The sequence below is a fragment of the endosymbiont of Bathymodiolus septemdierum str. Myojin knoll genome (genome assembly GCF_001547755.1).
In the GTDB taxonomy this organism is placed as follows: domain Bacteria; phylum Pseudomonadota; class Gammaproteobacteria; order PS1; family Pseudothioglobaceae; genus Thiodubiliella.
Genome location: NZ_AP013042.1, coordinates 295268 through 311301 on the forward strand (window position 1 = coordinate 295268; position 16034 = coordinate 311301).

Here is a 16034-nt window from a genome sequence, read left to right on the forward strand (position 1 = left end):
TTATAAAAAACTGTACAGCAGGAAAATATACAATGAGACCTTTGAATAATTCGTCTATATTAATTTTATTGCTAATCAGTAATTTTGCATTTGCACAGGTTGTGCCAAATTATGCCAAAGAAAAACGCTGGGCATCACAAGTAGAAGATGGCTTGATGGATGGTGATGTAGTTTGGCTAAATGCCAACAAACGACAATTTATGTCGCTTTATACGCCTAGTGAAACTAATACTAAGCGTGCGGCATTAATTGTTCATGGTTTAGGTGTGCACCCAGATTGGGCGCAAGTTATTCAACCTTTACGCGTTGCACTTAGTGAAAAAGGCTGGCATACCTTGTCTATTCAAATGCCAGTATTGGCAAACGATAAAGATGCAATGCAATATATACCTTTACTAACTCAAGCTGACAATCGCATTAAAGCCGCAGTTGACTACCTGCAGCAACAAGGATTAAATGCAGATGCAATTGTGTCTCACAGTTTAGGCAGTCTAATGAGTGCGCATTATTTGGACAATCAACAGCATTCATTCAAATATTTTATTGCTATTGGGATGCCAGATTTAGCGGTTAAATATTTGGGTAAGATTCGCATTCCAATGTTGGATTTATATGGTGTGGATGATATTGAGCCGGTGCTTAAATCTATTAAAGAGCGAGCACAAGCCTCTAAAAAAAATAAACATTACACACAAAAAAGAGTGGATGCCGATCATTTTTTTAACGACAAGGATACCTTGTTAATTGACGAGGTTGGCACCTGGTTGAAATAGCGCTCTTATTATTGCTCGGTGCATTTTCTGGCTTTATTGCTGGATTACTGGGCGTAGGCGGTGGTTTGATTATTGTGCCGGTATTGTTGTATGTATTGGCATTTGAGGTTCAAGAGGCGGTGTTAATGCATACAGCGATTGGCACCGCACTTGCGGTGATTGTTTTTACCTCTATATCTAGCGTTTGGGCGCATCATCGTCATGGTGCTATTTATTGGCAATATTTTATAAAACTCACGCCTACTATTTTATTGGGTGCTTTTAGCGGAGCGATTATTGCCCAATATTTGAGTTTTGATTTCTTGCGAATTTTCTTTGCAATCTTTGAAATAATGGTTGCAATGATTATGTGGTTTGGTATCAGTGCTGCTGGGCATGTAGATAATTTAAACAGATGGGTTTGGTTGGTAACAGGCTACATTATCGGATTGGTTTCAGCCATAGTTGGTATTGGTGGCGGTACAATGACCACGCCATTTCTAATTTACAATAAGGTCGATATTAAAAATGCTATTGCTACTTCAGCAGCTGTGGGCATGCCGATTGCAATTGCTGCCAGTATTGGTTTTATTGTGGCTGGCTGGAATACCAAAAATGTTGTGGGTAGTCTAGGTTTTATCCACATTCAAGCGTTATTTAGCATAGTTGTGATGAGTGTGATTTTTGCCCCACTTGGTGTTAAAGTTGCGCATAGTGTAGACGGGAAAAAACTAAAGAAATTTTTTGCGTTATTTTTGGTAATATTAGCAATTTCAGTTTTAAGTTTCTAATTGAGCAATGAGTCTGCTGAAAATATTTCCAAACCCACCGTTTGACATTACCACAAAATGACCTTTTTTGATTTGACCGAGTGCAGTAACGATGTCCTCAACAGAATTAAACAAACTACCTTTATCAAACAAAGCACCAATATCCCAATCTAGACTGTCTGGTTTTAAGATAAGTATTTGGTCGGCTTCACTAAGGGCGTCTACCAAAGTTTGTTGATGGAACCCGGATTTCATTGTATTAGAACGCAACTCTAAAATCGCGATAATTCTTTCACTGCCAACTTTAACGCGCAATCCCGACAGCGTGGTTTGGATGGCAGTTGGGTGATGGGCAAAATCATCGTATAGAGTAATCTCATTAGTTTGGTGTTTAATTTCTAAGCGGCGTTTGACACCTTGAAATGTATTCAGCGCTTCGCAGGCGACATCAAAAGGTACACCGATATGATGCGCAGCATAAATGGCATTAAGCCCATTTTGCATATTATGTTCGCCCAATAGATTCCAATCTACCGTGCTATTTTCAACAGTGAAGGTTGTGCCATTTTTACTCAATGATAAATCAGCAGTTGGCAAGATTTGTTGTTCTGAATAAATACCCATTTCAATGACTTGGTTAATATTTTCATTGCCCTGTGGGTGGATAATAACGCCATGACTTGGCACGGTGCGAATTAGGTGGTGAAATTGTTTTTGGATATCTTTAATGGAATCAAAAATATCGGCGTGGTCAAATTCTATATTATTAATCACCAAAGTTTTGGCATGGTAATGCACGAATTTTGAACGCTTGTCGAAGAAGGCAGTGTCATATTCATCGGCTTCAATGACAAAAAAGTTGGAATCGGTTAGTCGCGATGATATGCCAAAATTTTCTACCACACCACCAATTAAAAAACTGGGGTTGTAGCCTGCATCTTCCAAAATCCACGCTAACATACTCGCCGTTGTAGTTTTACCATGTGTGCCAGAAATAGCAAGCACCCATTTATTTTGTAGCACGCATTCGCTTAGCCATTGTGCGCCTGATGTATAAGTATATTGTTTATTTAAAATTTCTTCTACGCACGCATTACCCCGCGAAAGCGCATTGCCAACGATATAAACATCGGCTTTGGGCATATCTTTGGTTTGGTAGCCGTGGGTATAAGTAATACCTTGTTCATTGAGTTGGGTGCTCATCGGTGGATAGACACCCTGATCTTGCCCAGTGACAGTATGTCCGAGTTGTTTGGCAATTAATGCTAACGAGCCCATAAAAGTGCCAGCAATACCGAGAATGTGAACATGCATTTTTAGTCACCCTTTTTAAAATTCTATTCGTGTATTATATGCAAATCCTTTATTTATTTATTCTGATTTGTAATAACAATGAAAAAGTATTTAGTCGGCGGCGCAGTCCGTGATCAATTATTAGGTATTGCTGATGAGAATACTGAAAACGATTGGCTTATTGTTGGCTCATCGCCTGAAGAGATGTTGGATTTGGGCTATCGTCAAGTTGGCAAAGAGTTTCCTGTGTTTTTACACCCAGGCACACAAGAAGAATACGCGCTTGCTAGAATTGAACGCAAAGTTGGTAAAGGTTATACAGGTTTTGAATTTGATACCTCCAAAGGCGTTACCCTAGAGCAAGATTTATCCAGGCGAGATTTAACCATTAACGCCATTGCTAAGTGCAACGGCGAATTATTTGATCCATTCAATGGGCAAGAAGACTTAAATAATGGCTTACTCCAACATGTGTCCGATGCATTTAGTGAGGACCCTGTGCGCGTGTTACGCGTGGCACGCTTTGCAGCACAATTTAAAAAATTTGGCTTTAAGGTTGCACATAAAACCCACAAATTAATGAAAGAAATGGTGACTTCGGGCGAGGTAGATGCGTTGACACCCGAACGCATTTTCAAAGAATTGGAAAAATCTTTATTGTCAACAACACCATCTGCATTTTTTAAAGTGCTGTTAGCGTGCGGTGCTTATGACAGGATATTTTCAGCACTTGAAAAACATAATAACCAAAGTCATCAAAATCCTTTTGAATTTTTAGACGATTTAAAGACGAGTAATCCACGGATAAAATTTGCAATTTGGCTAAAAGATGAAAAATCAATTGCCATTACTGAATTGTGTAAGTCTATAAAGTGTCCAAAGAAATATCAAGAATTAGCAAAATTGACCAATACCTATTATAAATTTACTGAAAAATTCAGCACTCAAACTGCAGATGAAATTTTCGATTTTTTTAAAAAAACTGATGCACTCAGACGCAAAGAGCGATTTGTAGCGTTACTTGAAACTTTTGAGTTATTAGGTATTGATGTGAGCAATATGATTAAATGTCGAGATTTGCTAGATACAATTGACGCCTCTCAATTCAATAAAATCGATATTGCCACCGCTATTCAAACTGAGAAGCGCCGTATTATCTCCTCGCTTCTCGATAACTTATAAAACTGGAAAATTTTATTTATATCCTTGTGGTTGAATGATTGCTGGGATTACTTTTCCATTCATTAAAACCATATAAATATTGTATTTTGACTTCATGGATTTGTTAGCAACTTTAATTAGATAGTGCCACTGGTTTTTATGTTTTGGTATTGTTCTTATTTCAATTTCTTTGATTGGTTTTAGTGATTTTGTGAATTTTTTAACAGCTTGAATGGCTTCATTAACCGTTAAAGGCGGCGCTTCCAAGTTAGGGTTCCATTCAGGGTTATTACGCATATCTTCTGGGTTGGTAAAGGTGACTATATTTAAGTCGTCAAACTGTTCAACTGTTTCAACTTTAAATTGAAAGGCATAAGCATTTGAAAATACGGCAATAATAAATATTAATAAATAGCGATAGTTATTCATTTTTAACTCCTAATAATTGAACTTGTTAATTTGTTGGGATATTATAGTTTAACAATGCATGGTATTTTAATGAACTATCAAGTTATTATTTTTCAACACGACACAGCGAGTCAAAATCGCAGTAGTTACAAGCACTATTGGTTGGATTAACTTGTGCCTTGCCTACTTGGAAATTTTGACTGGCAGATTCTAATAACAGCTTCCAATTGACAATCTGTTTATCCCATTGTGTACACGAATTGTTAGTGCGTTGTTTAGGCAAAGATTCTTCGTCTTTTGACAGACCTTTGATGCTGACTTTATTGGCGTTGAGTTGAATAAAGGCAATGCCTTGTGTGTCTTTGCTAATCGCATAGATAGGCAGTTGCGGCTCTTTAATGACTTCGCCGCACCAATGACTGACTGTAGGGTTGCCAATTTTGTAGTCGAAAATGATTTTATCGCCATTTTCCATCTCATCTAATCTGTCAAGTCGGGTGCTAAACTTTAGTCCGGCAATGTTAGTTTCTAATTTTTCCTCGGTGGACAATACCGTAAATGCACTTCTGTTTTTATCCTCTTCGAGGAATTGATGAAGGATGCGTGAGATTCTGATTTTTTCAATTTCTTTAAAGCCCGATGGCTCATAATGTTTCAATGCAGACAATATTTTTTGTTTAATTAGCACTTTTAATTCATCCTGTTGCAATGCCAATAATGCCGATTGCGTGGTAATATCTTGGTAAAAATATTGCAAAGTAGCATGGATAATATAGCCTTGTTCCATTCTGTTGAGTCCAATATGAGGGGTATCAAAAGTGCGAGTATTTAATCGGTGTGCAAAGCCTTTGAATTCACATGCCATTTGGTCTTTTAAGATACCGACACCGCCGTTAACTTGTGTATCTGACACAGAATTGGCTTTAATATCTAATAGAGTTTCTAAGATTGTAGACTGGTGTTTATGCTGAGGTGACGCATTCTCGTCGCTAAATGTCAGTAACGGTGAAGGCTGCCGCTCATTCTCAGAATGGGTTTTAGCATACGAAAAAATCACACTGCCTGCTAAGTGGGTTAAATTGTTCAGTGTGTCCTCTGCATCTTTGGCAATTAACTCAAAATTGCTGTGCGGAATTTTATGTGCCTGAGCGATGTCATTGGGGATAAAACGCGGTGTATTGATTGAAGCGGGTAAGAATTCATCACTCATTCCGACCACCCAAGCATGGTCAAAAAACAAACCTTCGGCTTCCAAACTGCCGAGTATTTGAATCGGTGTTTTTGCTGATTGTGGTTGGAAAATTACTTGCGATAGCCACTTTATTAAATCAAGAATAGCAGTTGAAACACTTATAGAATCACTGATTTGTGCCAATTGATTCAGTCCAGAGCGGGCAGATTGGTATTTATTAAACAGTTGATATTCGGTGCTGGATAAGGTTCTGTCTGTGGCAAACCCCCAAGTTTGTAAATAACGATCAAACAAAGACAGCCATTGGTCGTGACCTTGTTTTGGTTTTGACGCTTGAATAAGGATAGATTCTAAAATATTTTTCAGTTGTGGCACTGTGTCTAAATGGTCTTTCAGGCGCGAAAATTTAAAGTGCATTTTGGAAAAACTCAGTACCTTATTAACCAATAAAGCACGGGCAGATTGCTCTTCTTGTGCGTAGGCAATATAGGGTGATGTAACCACAGCGTTAAAAGTTTCGGTGCTAATATGGTTACTTTGAAACTGCTGACTGAGTTTTATTATGTTAATAATATGGCGAATTAACGGATAGTCGCTCAACGGCAAACCCAAAGAAATGTTATAAGATTTTTTCCCTGTTTCCACTAGCGTGTCGGAAAATACTTGGTCAAAAATAGATTTTATTTGATAGTGATTTTTATTTAAAGTAGGGCAAATAATAGCAATATGCTGATTTGGGTTTTGTTTATTTAAGCCCTTCGCCCATAAAGCCGTTGCTAGAATCTCATCGTCGGTTGTTTGAAAGACTTGCTGTGTGTTCTGTGGTTTTTCTTGTATGGTTTCAAGTGTTTGATAACCAATTTTATTGAGTAATAATGATTGCACAGGTGTCAGCGTTTTAAAGCCATAAATATAAGGTTTGACAAAGTCAATGCACGATTCAAGCACCAATACAGGTAAATCATTCGCGTCTAATAAGTTTTTATCGTATTTGCTTTGTTGATAATCTTCCATCCAAGCAACAAACGAAGTAGCGTTTTCAATGTTGGTTTCCGATAATTCTGCATAATCAATCAAATGTGCCATGCAATAGTCGTTATTTTTTATCACCTCATCCAACAAACGATTGTCAATTTTCCCTTGTTTTAATTTCAACATTGAGCGTTCAATCAAAGTGCGAGATTCATTATTTGAAATTAATCGTTTAGAGGAATTTGATTTGATTTTCATCCAAGATTCTTGCAAATATTGCTGCCAAGACATAGCTTTTGGCAAGGCAGAATTTCTTTTTTGCATTCCCCAAGTTTTTTTGAACGCCAAGACCTGACGATTATTTGCTAGAATAATGATATCATCTTGCGTGAGTTTTTCCGTATTTACATTAATCCACATAGGCAAAAAAAGTATCCAAACGAGAACCTAACAAATCCAACCCCTGTTTTTTCAAACTGGAAAATAGCTGCACTTGCACGAAAGGATATGGCTCAATTGCACGCTTAACCTTCATCAATGAATTACTGGCAGCGCCTTTTTTAACCTTGTCCGATTTGGTTAAGATAATCTGTGTCGGTAAATTTACATTGACACACCAATCTAACATCATCTGATCAAATGGTGTCAATGGACGACGCACATCCATCACCAAAACTGCCCCTGACAAACAGCGGCGTTTGGCAAAATATTCGCCCATATCAATTTGCCATTGCTTTTTCACGGCTTCCGGAACTTTGGCATAACCATAGCCGGGCAAATCTACCAAACGACGGTCTTCATCGAGTTCGAAAAATACCAAATGTTGTGTTCTACCTGGTGTGCGAGACACTTTTGCAAGTTTTTTCTGTAAGGTAATAGTATTGATGGCACTAGACTTTCCAGCGTTAGAGCGACCAGCGAAGATGACTTCGTAACCGCGGTCATCTGGACAGCCTTTGAGTGATGGACAGGAAAGCAAAAATTTTGCGGGATGATAATTATTGTGCATTTAATTTAACAAGCGTATAATAAAAAATTGTGACGATGAGTCATTATTATATATATTTAAAAAATAAGGAGACAGTATGATTAAGAAAGTTTTAGTAGTAGCGGCGGCAGTAATGTCAATGAGTTCAATGGTTCAAGCAGATGGCAAAGGTGCTTATGCTGCTGGTGGTTGCGGTGGTTGTCACGGTGCTACTGGTAAATCAGTGGTACCAATCTATCCGAATTTAGCAGGCCAACATGCTGCTTATATCGTTAAGCAATTAAAAGATTTTCAATCTGGCGCGCGTAAAGATCCAACTATGAGTGCAATGGCTCCTCTAGCCAAAGGCAAAGAGCAAGAAATTGCTGATTGGTTAGCCAAGCAGTAACATTTGCCTCGTATGGCTTTTTAGTCATAAAAAGGTCTTATATTATAAGCCGATATTTAATCCTTTTTTTCTTGGATGTAATATCGGCTTATTTTGTTTATAGAAGAAGAGAGTTTTGTATAAATATGAATAAATTAACAACAATGAGCGTAATAACATTAACGCTACTATCGGTTCAATCTTTTGCAAATGGTGGTTTGTTATATGAAGCCTTAGGTTGTATAGGTTGTCATGGTCCTGATGGTAAATCTACGCTTACAGCTTATCCATCATTAGCAGGCAAACCTGCTGCCTATATCGTTAAGCAGTTAAAAGATTTTCAGTCTGGTGCACGTAAAAATGCTACTATGAATGCAATAGCACCGATGGTCGCTGGTAAAGAGCAAGCAATTGCTGATTACCTAGCTGCAGAATAGCCACCTAAAAACTTAAATTCTATATTATAATAAGTCGATATTGAGTATAATACTGCTTTATTTTTTCACATAAAAGGAAACACGCTTATGAACAAATTAGCACTAATTTTTACCGTGGTATTGTCTTTAATTTCAATTCAGTCTTTCGCTAAAGGCGACGCAGTCGCAGGAAAAGCCAAGTCAGTTACCTGTATTGGTTGTCACGGTGTTGATGGCAATTCAGTGGCACCTACTTTTCCAAAGTTAGCAGGGCAGAGTCAGGCTTATCTATTAAAGCAATTGCAAGACTTTAAAGCAAGCAAGCGTAAAGATGCAATAATGCTGGGCATGGTTGCACCATTGACAGACACAGATATGGTAAATTTATCGGCATATTACGCATCACAAAAAGTGTCTAAAGGTATAGTTAATCCAAGTGCTAATATAGCACTAGGTCAAAAGATTTATCGTGGTGGCAAGAAATCAACAGGGGTAACGGCTTGCATCGCTTGTCATGGTCCACGCGGCAGGGGCGTTCCATCAGCAGGTTTTCCGTCGTTGTCCTCACAGCATGCAATTTATGTTGCCAAACAACTTAAATTGTTTCGTCAACATTCAATTAATCAGCAAACGGGTGAGACACTACCTAGTAGAACCAATGATTACGAAGGCATGATGATTAACTTTACTAAGAACTTGACCAATAAAGAGATTGATGCGGTTTCGGCTTACATCTCTAGTTTGTACTAAACTTCACACATTAGGTTATAAAAAAAGGCAGTCTTTACTGCCTTTTTTATTGTCTCAGTATAAGGTATAATTTAGCCTTTTTTAAAAAGTAATATCGGATTGACAATATATGAAAACTTCACTAGAAACATTGGACGGACTAGAAAGAGCGTTAACGGTTGAATTACCAGTTGACATATTTAAGCAAAAGACGGACGCCGTCCTTAAAAAAATAGCGGCCAATACACAAATTGACGGCTTTAGAAAAGGTAAGGTGCCTATGTCTATATTGCGTAAGCAGTTTGGCGCTCAAGCGAGTTCAGAAGCGGTTAATGATGTTGTCAATGACACTTTAGTAGATGCATTAACAGATGCAAAAATGAACCCCGCCTCTAGACCAGATATTACAAAAATTGATGCGGATAATGAAAAAACTTTTTCTTATACCGTTAAATTTGAAGTATATCCAGAGATTAAAATTAATGATTTTTCCAAGTTGAAGGTTGAGCAAGCAGAGGCCGTAGTTACTGCAGATGATGAAAAGAAAACATTAAAAGGCTTGATCGATCAAGCGGTTGAATATAAAGCAGTTAAACGAAAATCTAAGGATGGCGACCAAGTCGTTATCGACTTTAAAGGTATGCTAGATGGCGAAATATTTGAAGGTGGTGTTGCCGCTGATTTTAAAATGGTCTTGGGTAAGGGCTCAATGATTGCAGGTTTTGAAGAGGGGCTACAAGGTCTATCTGCTGGCGACTCTACCAAACTGGATTTAACTTTCCCGAAAGAATATCATGCGCCGCAATTAGCAGGTAAAGCCGTTGTATTTGAAGTGGACATGAAAACGGTTGAAGCGCCAACATTGCCAAAATTAGATGATAAATTTGCAGAAAAATTCGGTGAAAAATCAATAGACGATTTAAAGACAAGCATGAGCACACAAATGGGGGTTGAATTAGCGACTCGTTTATCCAACCAAAATAAAGATGTTTTATTTACAGCCTTATTAGAAGCGAATGATTTTGAAGTGCCACAGGCAAGCATTGACCAAGAGGCGGAAGTATTATTGAAAGATATGCAACAGCGTATGCAGCAACAAGGTATGTCATCCCAGAGTGATATGCCTGCTTCTACTTTCAACCCAGAAGCAAAACGCCGTGTTCAGTTAGGCTTATTGGTTAATCAAATCGCAACTGAAAATAAAATTGAAGCAACTAAAGAGCAGTTAGACGCCAAATTGAAAGAAATGGCAGATTCATATGGTGAACAAGCGCAACAAATTATGGATTATTACAACGCAGATCCTTCAAGGATGACTTCTATTGAGTCAATGGTTGTGGAAGAAATGGTTCAAGCGCTTATTTTGAAAGAGGCAAAAGTAACCAAAATTACAAAAACTTTTGAGGAAGTTACACAAGCACAAGCATAATGACAATAGAAAACTTAAATCAAATTCCAATGGTGGTGGAGCAATCTGCCCGCGGTGAACGCGCTTACGATATTTATTCGCGCCTTCTAAAAGAACGCGTTATTTTTATGGTGGGCCCTGTTGAAGATTATATGGCAAATGTTATTGTCGCACAGATGCTATTTTTAGAATCTGAAAACCCAGACAAAGACATTCATTTGTATATCAATTCTCCAGGTGGGTCGGTATCTGCGGGTCTTGCAATTTATGACACCATGCAATTTATCAAGCCAGATGTTTCAACGCTTTGCATTGGTCAAGCGGCAAGTATGGGTGCTTTGTTATTGACCGCAGGTGCCAAAGATAAACGCTTTGCCTTGCCAAATGCAAGAATGATGATTCATCAGCCATTGGGTGGTTTTTCTGGTCAAGCCAGTGATATTGATATTCATGCACAAGAGATTCTTAAGGTGAGAGAAAAACTCAATAACATCTTGAAAACACACACGGGTCAATCGATTAAAAATATCCAAAAAGACACAGACAGAGACAACTTTATGTCAGCAGCCGAATCGGCTAAATATGGACTGATTGACAAAGTCTTAAACAAGCGATAACCCAGCACCAAGGATTTATTATGGCAGAGCAAACAACAAGCAACAAAGGATTAAACTGTTCATTTTGCGGCAAAGAAAAATCTGCCGTTGCGCGTTTGATTGCAGGTCCTGGTGTTTATATTTGTAACGAATGCGTTGAATCTTGTCATGGTTTACTTGAAGAAGAAACCATAAAAAAAATGACTGAGGCGCACCAAGATTGGGATTACACACCTAAGCAATTACGCGATTTTTTAAACGAATATGTGATTGGTCAAGCACATGCAAAAAAAGTATTATCAGTTGCAGTTTATAACCACTATAAACGCTTGCAAAGTGGTTATATTTCTAATGATGTAGAATTAGATAAATCTAACATCTTAATGATTGGGCCAACAGGCTCGGGTAAAACATTATTAGCGCAAACTTTGGCACGGCTTTTGGATGTGCCGTTCACTGTTGCAGATGCAACTACTTTAACGGAAGCTGGTTATGTGGGCGATGATGTGGAAAATGTGATTAAAAGTCTATTATCAAAATGTGATTTTGACGCTGACCGTGCTGAACGCGGTATCATCTTCATTGATGAAATTGACAAGATTTCCCGTCGTTCAGATTCGCCATCAATTACCCGCGATGTTTCGGGTGAAGGCGTGCAACAGGCAATGTTAAAATTGATCGAAGGGACAATCGCTTCTGTGCCACCACAAGGCGGACGCAAGCATCCAAATCAAGAAACCATTGATGTTGACACCTCTAAGATTTTATTCATTTGCGGTGGTGCGTTTGATGGCTTGGACAAAGTCATTGGCAGGCGCGTTGAAAAAGCCACAGGTATCGGATTTTCAGCAGATGTCAAAGATTTGAACGGAGAAAAGACACTCACGGATTTATTTAATTTAATTGAGCCAGAAGACTTGATTAGTTATGGATTAATTCCAGAATTGGTTGGTCGTTTGCCAGTGCAAACTGCATTGGGAGAATTAGATGAAGAGGCTTTAATTCAAATTCTCACCAAGCCGAAGAACTCAGTGGTCAAGCAATTTCAAGAAATATTTTTAATGGAAGGTGTTAAATTAATCTTTAAAAAACCTGCGTTGGCTGCGATTGCAAAATTGGCGATTAAGCGTAAAACAGGTGCCAGAGGCTTGCGTTCTATCTTGGAAGATTTGCTATTAAACACAATGTTTGAATTGCCTTCATTAGAAGATGCGAGTGAAGTGGTGATTGATAAGTCCGTGGTTGAAAAAACCAAAGACCCAATTATTGTTTATAAAGTAAAAAAACCTAAGACTACTAAAACCAAGAGCGCCAAAAAGGCTTCTTAGGTATTTTTTGGAATTATTTGACAAGCAAAAAGACGCCGTCGGTCAAGGCGAACGCACGCTATTAGTCTATGTAGAACTCCCTAATAACCGACATATTCATAATGGTATGGATGAGTTTGCCGAATTGGCAAGCTCATCTGGTTTGAGCGTTCTCAAAAATCTAAAGGTCTCTCGTAACAACGCCAAAGCTAAACATTTTATCGGCTCTGGTAAAGTAGAAGAATTAGCGGAACTTGTTAAAGAATTAGAGCTAGATTTGGTTATTTTCTCAGCCGAATTATCCCCCTCGCAAGAGCGCAATTTAGAGGCAGACCTTAAATGCCAAGTCATGGACCGCACAGGTTTAATCTTAGATATTTTTTCCCTTAGAGCCAGTTCATTCGAAGGCAAATTACAAGTCGAATTGGCACAACTCCGACATCTATCGACTCGATTAGTCCGAGGTTGGACACATCTTGAAAGGCAAAAAGGCGGTATTGGTATGCGTGGCCCAGGTGAAACGCAATTAGAAACCGATAAACGATTGATTGCCGTGCGTATCAAGAATATCACCAAACGATTGGATAAAGTCCATAAACAGAGAGATTTAGGGCGTAAATCTCGTATCAAGAATGAACTGCCAATGGTGGCTTTAGCGGGCTATACCAATGCGGGAAAATCCACGCTATTTAATACCATCACCAAGGCAGAAGTCTTTGCTAACGACCAACTGTTTGCCACTTTGGATTCTACTATTAGACGCGTAATATTACCCGCATCAGGTGAAGCCGTCATTGCCGATACCGTTGGATTCATTCAAAACCTACCCCACGATTTAGTTGCTGCTTTTAAATCTACTTTGGAAGAAACCAGTCAGGCGAATGTGTTATTGCATGTCGTTGATGCTGCCGACGAATACAACATCGAAAAAATCGAGCAAGTGCAAGAAATTATTACCGACATTGGTGCCGACAAGGTTCCAAGTATTCTAGTAATGAATAAAATTGATTGTGTAGAAAATCTTGAACCCAGATTAGACCGTGACGAAAATGGCAGGATTTTTCGAGTATGGATTTCTGCACAGACAGGTGATGGCATCGACTTATTGTATCAAGCATTGGCAGAACAATTGAGCGGAATGATGACACGCGCCAAAATACAAATTGATGTTAAAAGTGCCTATATTCGCAGCGAAATTCATAATATCGGTTATATCCACAATGAAAAAGTGGATGATTTTGGGCAATGGGTACTTGAAATCAATGTCACTCATCACTATCTATCTAAAATATTAAGTTTAAAAGGTGTAACACTATTATGGGAACAGAAAGCACAGTAGATATCATTGATTTAAATCAAGCGTTGGTGCCATTATTGCCACTGCGTGATGTGGTGGTATTTCCGCACACTGTTATACCCCTTTTTGTCGGCAGAAAATCATCCGTTAACGCCATCACACAGGCAATGGGCACCAATAAATACATTTTCTTGGTCGCCCAAAAAGACGAAAAAACCGAAGAGCCAGCTAATAAAGACTTACATAGCGTTGGCACCTTGGCAACGATTTTACAAATGCTAAAACTGCCTGATGGCACCATTAAAGTTTTAGTTGAGGGTGTTAAGCGTGCAAAAATTGAAGAATTTGTCGAAGCTGAGGGTTATACCGAAGTGAAAGTCAACGAACTTCAACTCAAAGTCGGCGCAGATGTGGAGCTAGAGGCAATGATGCGTTTGGCATTAGAAAACTTTGAAAAATATATTAAGCTCAACAAAAAAATCCCAGAAGAAGTTTTAAACATGCTTAAAGATGTGAGCGATATTGAGCGTTTCAGCGATATTATTATTGCTAATTTAACTTTGAAAACTGATGAAAAACAAGAATTATTAGGCGGTGATAGCGCCCAAATTAGACTGGAAAAAATTCTCTCTGCAATCCAAGGTGAGATTGATGTTTTAGGTACTGAGCGCAAAATCCAATCCCGTGTGCGCAAGCAAATGGAATCCAACCAAAGAGACTATTATTTAAATGAACAAATGAAGTCTATTCAAAAGGAACTTGGACAAGCAGAAGATGAAAACGAAATTGAAGACTTGCAAGCAAGTATCAATAAAGCCAAAATGCCTAAAGAAGCCAAGGAAAAGGCTGAGTCTGAATTGAAAAAGTTGTCCAGAATGTCCTCGCAATCTTCCGATGCTTCCATTATTCGCACTTACATTGAAAATTTATGCGATGTACCGTGGAAAAAGAAAACTAAAATCAACAGCAATTTAGCCAAAGCAAAAAAGATTTTAGATGACGATCATTACGGTCTAGATAAAGTCAAAGAACGCATCTTAGAGCACCTCGCCGTACAAACACGCGTCACCCATAACAAGGCAAACATCCTATGTTTAGTTGGACCTCCAGGCGTTGGTAAAACTTCATTGGGCGAATCCATTGCCAGATCTGTCAACCGTAAATTCGTGCGTATGGCACTCGGTGGCGTCAGAGATGAAGCGGAAATTCGTGGACACCGTCGCACTTACATTGGTGCAATGCCAGGCTCTATCATTCAAAAAATGCAAAAAGCGAAAGTCAAAAACCCACTTTTCTTATTGGATGAAATAGAAAAAATGGCATCTGATGCTCGTGGCGACCCTTCCAGTGCAATGTTAGAAGTTTTAGATCCAGAGCAGAATAACAGTTTTAACGACCATTACATAGAAGTTGATTACGACCTTTCACAAGTGATGTTCGTAGCAACTGCAAACTCATTAGACCTACCACAACCGTTACTGGATAGAATGGAGATTATCGAATTATCGGGTTATACTGAAAATGAAAAATTAGAGATTGCCAAGCGCCACCTCATCAAAAAAGCAATGGAAAACAACGGCGTTACCGCCAAAGAAATTTCATTCAAAGATTCTGCTATCCTTGATATTATCCGCTACTACACGCGTGAAGCAGGTGTGCGTAGTTTAAGCAGAACCATCAGTACTATTTGCCGTAAAGTCGTCAAAGAAGTGGTCTTGAAAAAACGCAAAACCAAAGCCACTATCAGCGACAAGACTTTGGAAAGGTATTTAGGTGTTCACAAACATCGTTTCGGACTGGCAGAAGAAAAAAACCAAGTTGGTGAAGTCACTGGTTTAGCTTGGACTTCTGTCGGTGGTGATTTACTCACCATTGAAGCCGCCGCTTACAAAGGCAAAGGCAAGCTTAACTACACCGGTCAACTCGGTGATGTAATGAAGGAATCTATCCAAGCTGCAATGAGCGTCACCCGCACTCGTGCTAAAGACCTTAATATTGCTGATGATTTCCAAGAAAAACTCGATATCCACATTCATGTCCCCGATGGTTCAACACCAAAAGATGGTCCAAGCGCTGGCGCTGCTATGTGCACCGCATTGGTCTCTGTGCTAACAGGTAGAAAAGTCAAAGCCGATGTTGCCATGACGGGTGAAATCACTCTGCGTGGAGAAATCACCCCAATCGGCGGACTCAAAGAAAAAATGCTCGCTGCTCTCCGTGGTGGCATTAAAACCGTCATTATCCCCAGCGACAACGAACGCGAACTCTCAGAAGTCCCCGATAAAATCAAAGGAAAGTTGAATGTCATTAAAGTCCAATGGATTGACGAAGTTTTGGATATTGCCTTAGAAAAATAGTATTCACTCAAATTACTTTGT

General features: G+C 38.9%; 15 protein-coding genes. 11 read left to right on the top strand and 4 right to left on the bottom strand.

Annotated elements, in window-relative coordinates:
* The first annotated feature begins 32 nt into the window (after positions 1–32).
* Positions 33–773, top strand: a complete 741-nt coding sequence (locus BSEPE_RS01585) for a DUF3530 family protein (RefSeq protein WP_066043109.1) — start codon at positions 33–35, stop codon at positions 771–773.
* A gap of 11 nt (positions 774–784) precedes the next feature.
* Positions 785–1543, top strand: coding sequence for a sulfite exporter TauE/SafE family protein (locus tag BSEPE_RS01590; RefSeq protein WP_231893509.1), 759 nt, complete (start codon positions 785–787; stop codon positions 1541–1543).
* Here BSEPE_RS01590 and mpl read toward each other — a convergent pair.
* Positions 1532–2836 (bottom strand): UDP-N-acetylmuramate:L-alanyl-gamma-D-glutamyl-meso-diaminopimelate ligase, encoded by a 1305-nt coding sequence (gene mpl / locus BSEPE_RS01595; RefSeq protein ID WP_066043113.1) that lies wholly within the window; start codon positions 2834–2836, stop codon positions 1532–1534. The two genes, BSEPE_RS01590 and mpl, sit on opposite strands and share 12 nt — an antisense overlap.
* A gap of 78 nt (positions 2837–2914) precedes the next feature.
* Here mpl and BSEPE_RS01600 point away from each other — a divergent pair, with 78 nt between their 5' ends.
* A complete protein-coding gene (locus tag BSEPE_RS01600; RefSeq protein ID WP_066043115.1) occupies positions 2915–3997 on the top strand; it encodes a polynucleotide adenylyltransferase in 1083 nt (360 codons plus the stop codon).
* Between the two features lie 12 nt (positions 3998–4009).
* Here BSEPE_RS01600 and BSEPE_RS01605 read toward each other — a convergent pair whose 3' ends face one another.
* From BSEPE_RS01605 to yihA, 3 genes are all read right to left on the bottom strand, one after another.
* The gene (locus tag BSEPE_RS01605) at positions 4010–4405 is read right to left on the bottom strand and encodes a hypothetical protein (RefSeq protein WP_066043117.1); all 396 of its coding nucleotides are present in this window, start codon (positions 4403–4405) and stop codon (positions 4010–4012) included.
* 85 nt (positions 4406–4490) lie between these two features.
* Positions 4491–6968: a PD-(D/E)XK nuclease family protein gene (locus BSEPE_RS01610; RefSeq protein ID WP_066043119.1), complete on the bottom strand. Its 2478-nt coding sequence runs from the start codon at positions 6966–6968 to the stop codon at positions 4491–4493.
* The gene (gene yihA, locus BSEPE_RS01615) at positions 6958–7557 is read right to left on the bottom strand and encodes a ribosome biogenesis GTP-binding protein YihA/YsxC (protein ID WP_066043120.1); all 600 of its coding nucleotides are present in this window, start codon (positions 7555–7557) and stop codon (positions 6958–6960) included. Before yihA ends, BSEPE_RS01610 begins: the two co-directional genes overlap by 11 nt.
* Before the next feature lie 76 nt (positions 7558–7633).
* On the opposite strand from yihA, the gene BSEPE_RS01620 reads away from it, so the two are divergent.
* The 8 genes from BSEPE_RS01620 (at position 7634) to lon (ending at position 16013) form a co-directional block, all read left to right on the top strand.
* A complete protein-coding gene (locus tag BSEPE_RS01620) occupies positions 7634–7924 on the top strand; it encodes a c-type cytochrome (RefSeq protein WP_083502947.1) in 291 nt (96 codons plus the stop codon).
* 125 nt (positions 7925–8049) lie between these two features.
* Positions 8050–8340, top strand: a complete 291-nt coding sequence (locus BSEPE_RS01625) for a c-type cytochrome (protein WP_066043122.1) — start codon at positions 8050–8052, stop codon at positions 8338–8340.
* 87 nt (positions 8341–8427) lie between these two features.
* Positions 8428–9069 carry a c-type cytochrome gene (locus tag BSEPE_RS01630; protein WP_066043124.1) on the top strand — a complete coding sequence of 214 codons (642 nt, stop codon included), beginning with the start codon at positions 8428–8430 and terminating at the stop codon, positions 9067–9069.
* Between the two features lie 109 nt (positions 9070–9178).
* Positions 9179–10477: a trigger factor gene (gene tig, locus BSEPE_RS01635; protein ID WP_066043128.1), complete on the top strand. Its 1299-nt coding sequence runs from the start codon at positions 9179–9181 to the stop codon at positions 10475–10477.
* Positions 10477–11073 (top strand): ATP-dependent Clp endopeptidase proteolytic subunit ClpP, encoded by a 597-nt coding sequence (clpP, locus tag BSEPE_RS01640; RefSeq protein ID WP_066043130.1) that lies wholly within the window; start codon positions 10477–10479, stop codon positions 11071–11073. The genes tig and clpP overlap by 1 nt, the downstream gene beginning before the upstream one ends.
* 20 nt (positions 11074–11093) lie before the next feature.
* On the top strand, positions 11094–12380 hold the full coding sequence (gene clpX / locus BSEPE_RS01645) for an ATP-dependent Clp protease ATP-binding subunit ClpX (RefSeq protein WP_066043132.1): 1287 nt from the start codon (positions 11094–11096) through the stop codon (positions 12378–12380).
* A gap of 7 nt (positions 12381–12387) precedes the next feature.
* Entirely contained in the window at positions 12388–13698 is a 1311-nt protein-coding gene (gene hflX, locus BSEPE_RS01650; RefSeq protein ID WP_066043134.1) for a ribosome rescue GTPase HflX, read from the top strand.
* Entirely contained in the window at positions 13677–16013 is a 2337-nt protein-coding gene (lon, locus tag BSEPE_RS01655; RefSeq protein WP_066043136.1) for an endopeptidase La, read from the top strand. Before hflX ends, lon begins: the two co-directional genes overlap by 22 nt.
* Positions 16014–16034 lie beyond the last annotated feature (21 nt).

Excerpts from the sequence above, each read along its gene's own strand:
- clpP (WP_066043130.1), top strand. The coding sequence starts at position 10,477 with ATGACAATAGAAAACTTAAATCAAATTCCAATGGTGGTGGAGCAATCT.
- BSEPE_RS01600 (WP_066043115.1), top strand. The coding sequence starts at position 2,915 with ATGAAAAAGTATTTAGTCGGCGGCGCAGTCCGTGATCAATTATTAGGT.
- BSEPE_RS01620 (WP_083502947.1), top strand. The coding sequence starts at position 7,634 with ATGATTAAGAAAGTTTTAGTAGTAGCGGCGGCAGTAATGTCAATGAGT.
- yihA (WP_066043120.1), bottom strand. The coding sequence starts at position 7,557 with ATGCACAATAATTATCATCCCGCAAAATTTTTGCTTTCCTGTCCATCA.
- lon (WP_066043136.1), top strand. The coding sequence starts at position 13,677 with ATGGGAACAGAAAGCACAGTAGATATCATTGATTTAAATCAAGCGTTG.
- BSEPE_RS01605 (WP_066043117.1), bottom strand. The coding sequence starts at position 4,405 with ATGAATAACTATCGCTATTTATTAATATTTATTATTGCCGTATTTTCA.
- clpX (WP_066043132.1), top strand. The coding sequence starts at position 11,094 with ATGGCAGAGCAAACAACAAGCAACAAAGGATTAAACTGTTCATTTTGC.
- tig (WP_066043128.1), top strand. The coding sequence starts at position 9,179 with ATGAAAACTTCACTAGAAACATTGGACGGACTAGAAAGAGCGTTAACG.
- BSEPE_RS01625 (WP_066043122.1), top strand. The coding sequence starts at position 8,050 with ATGAATAAATTAACAACAATGAGCGTAATAACATTAACGCTACTATCG.
- mpl (WP_066043113.1), bottom strand. The coding sequence starts at position 2,836 with ATGCATGTTCACATTCTCGGTATTGCTGGCACTTTTATGGGCTCGTTA.
- BSEPE_RS01610 (WP_066043119.1), bottom strand. The coding sequence starts at position 6,968 with ATGTGGATTAATGTAAATACGGAAAAACTCACGCAAGATGATATCATT.
- BSEPE_RS01585 (WP_066043109.1), top strand. The coding sequence starts at position 33 with ATGAGACCTTTGAATAATTCGTCTATATTAATTTTATTGCTAATCAGT.
- BSEPE_RS01630 (WP_066043124.1), top strand. The coding sequence starts at position 8,428 with ATGAACAAATTAGCACTAATTTTTACCGTGGTATTGTCTTTAATTTCA.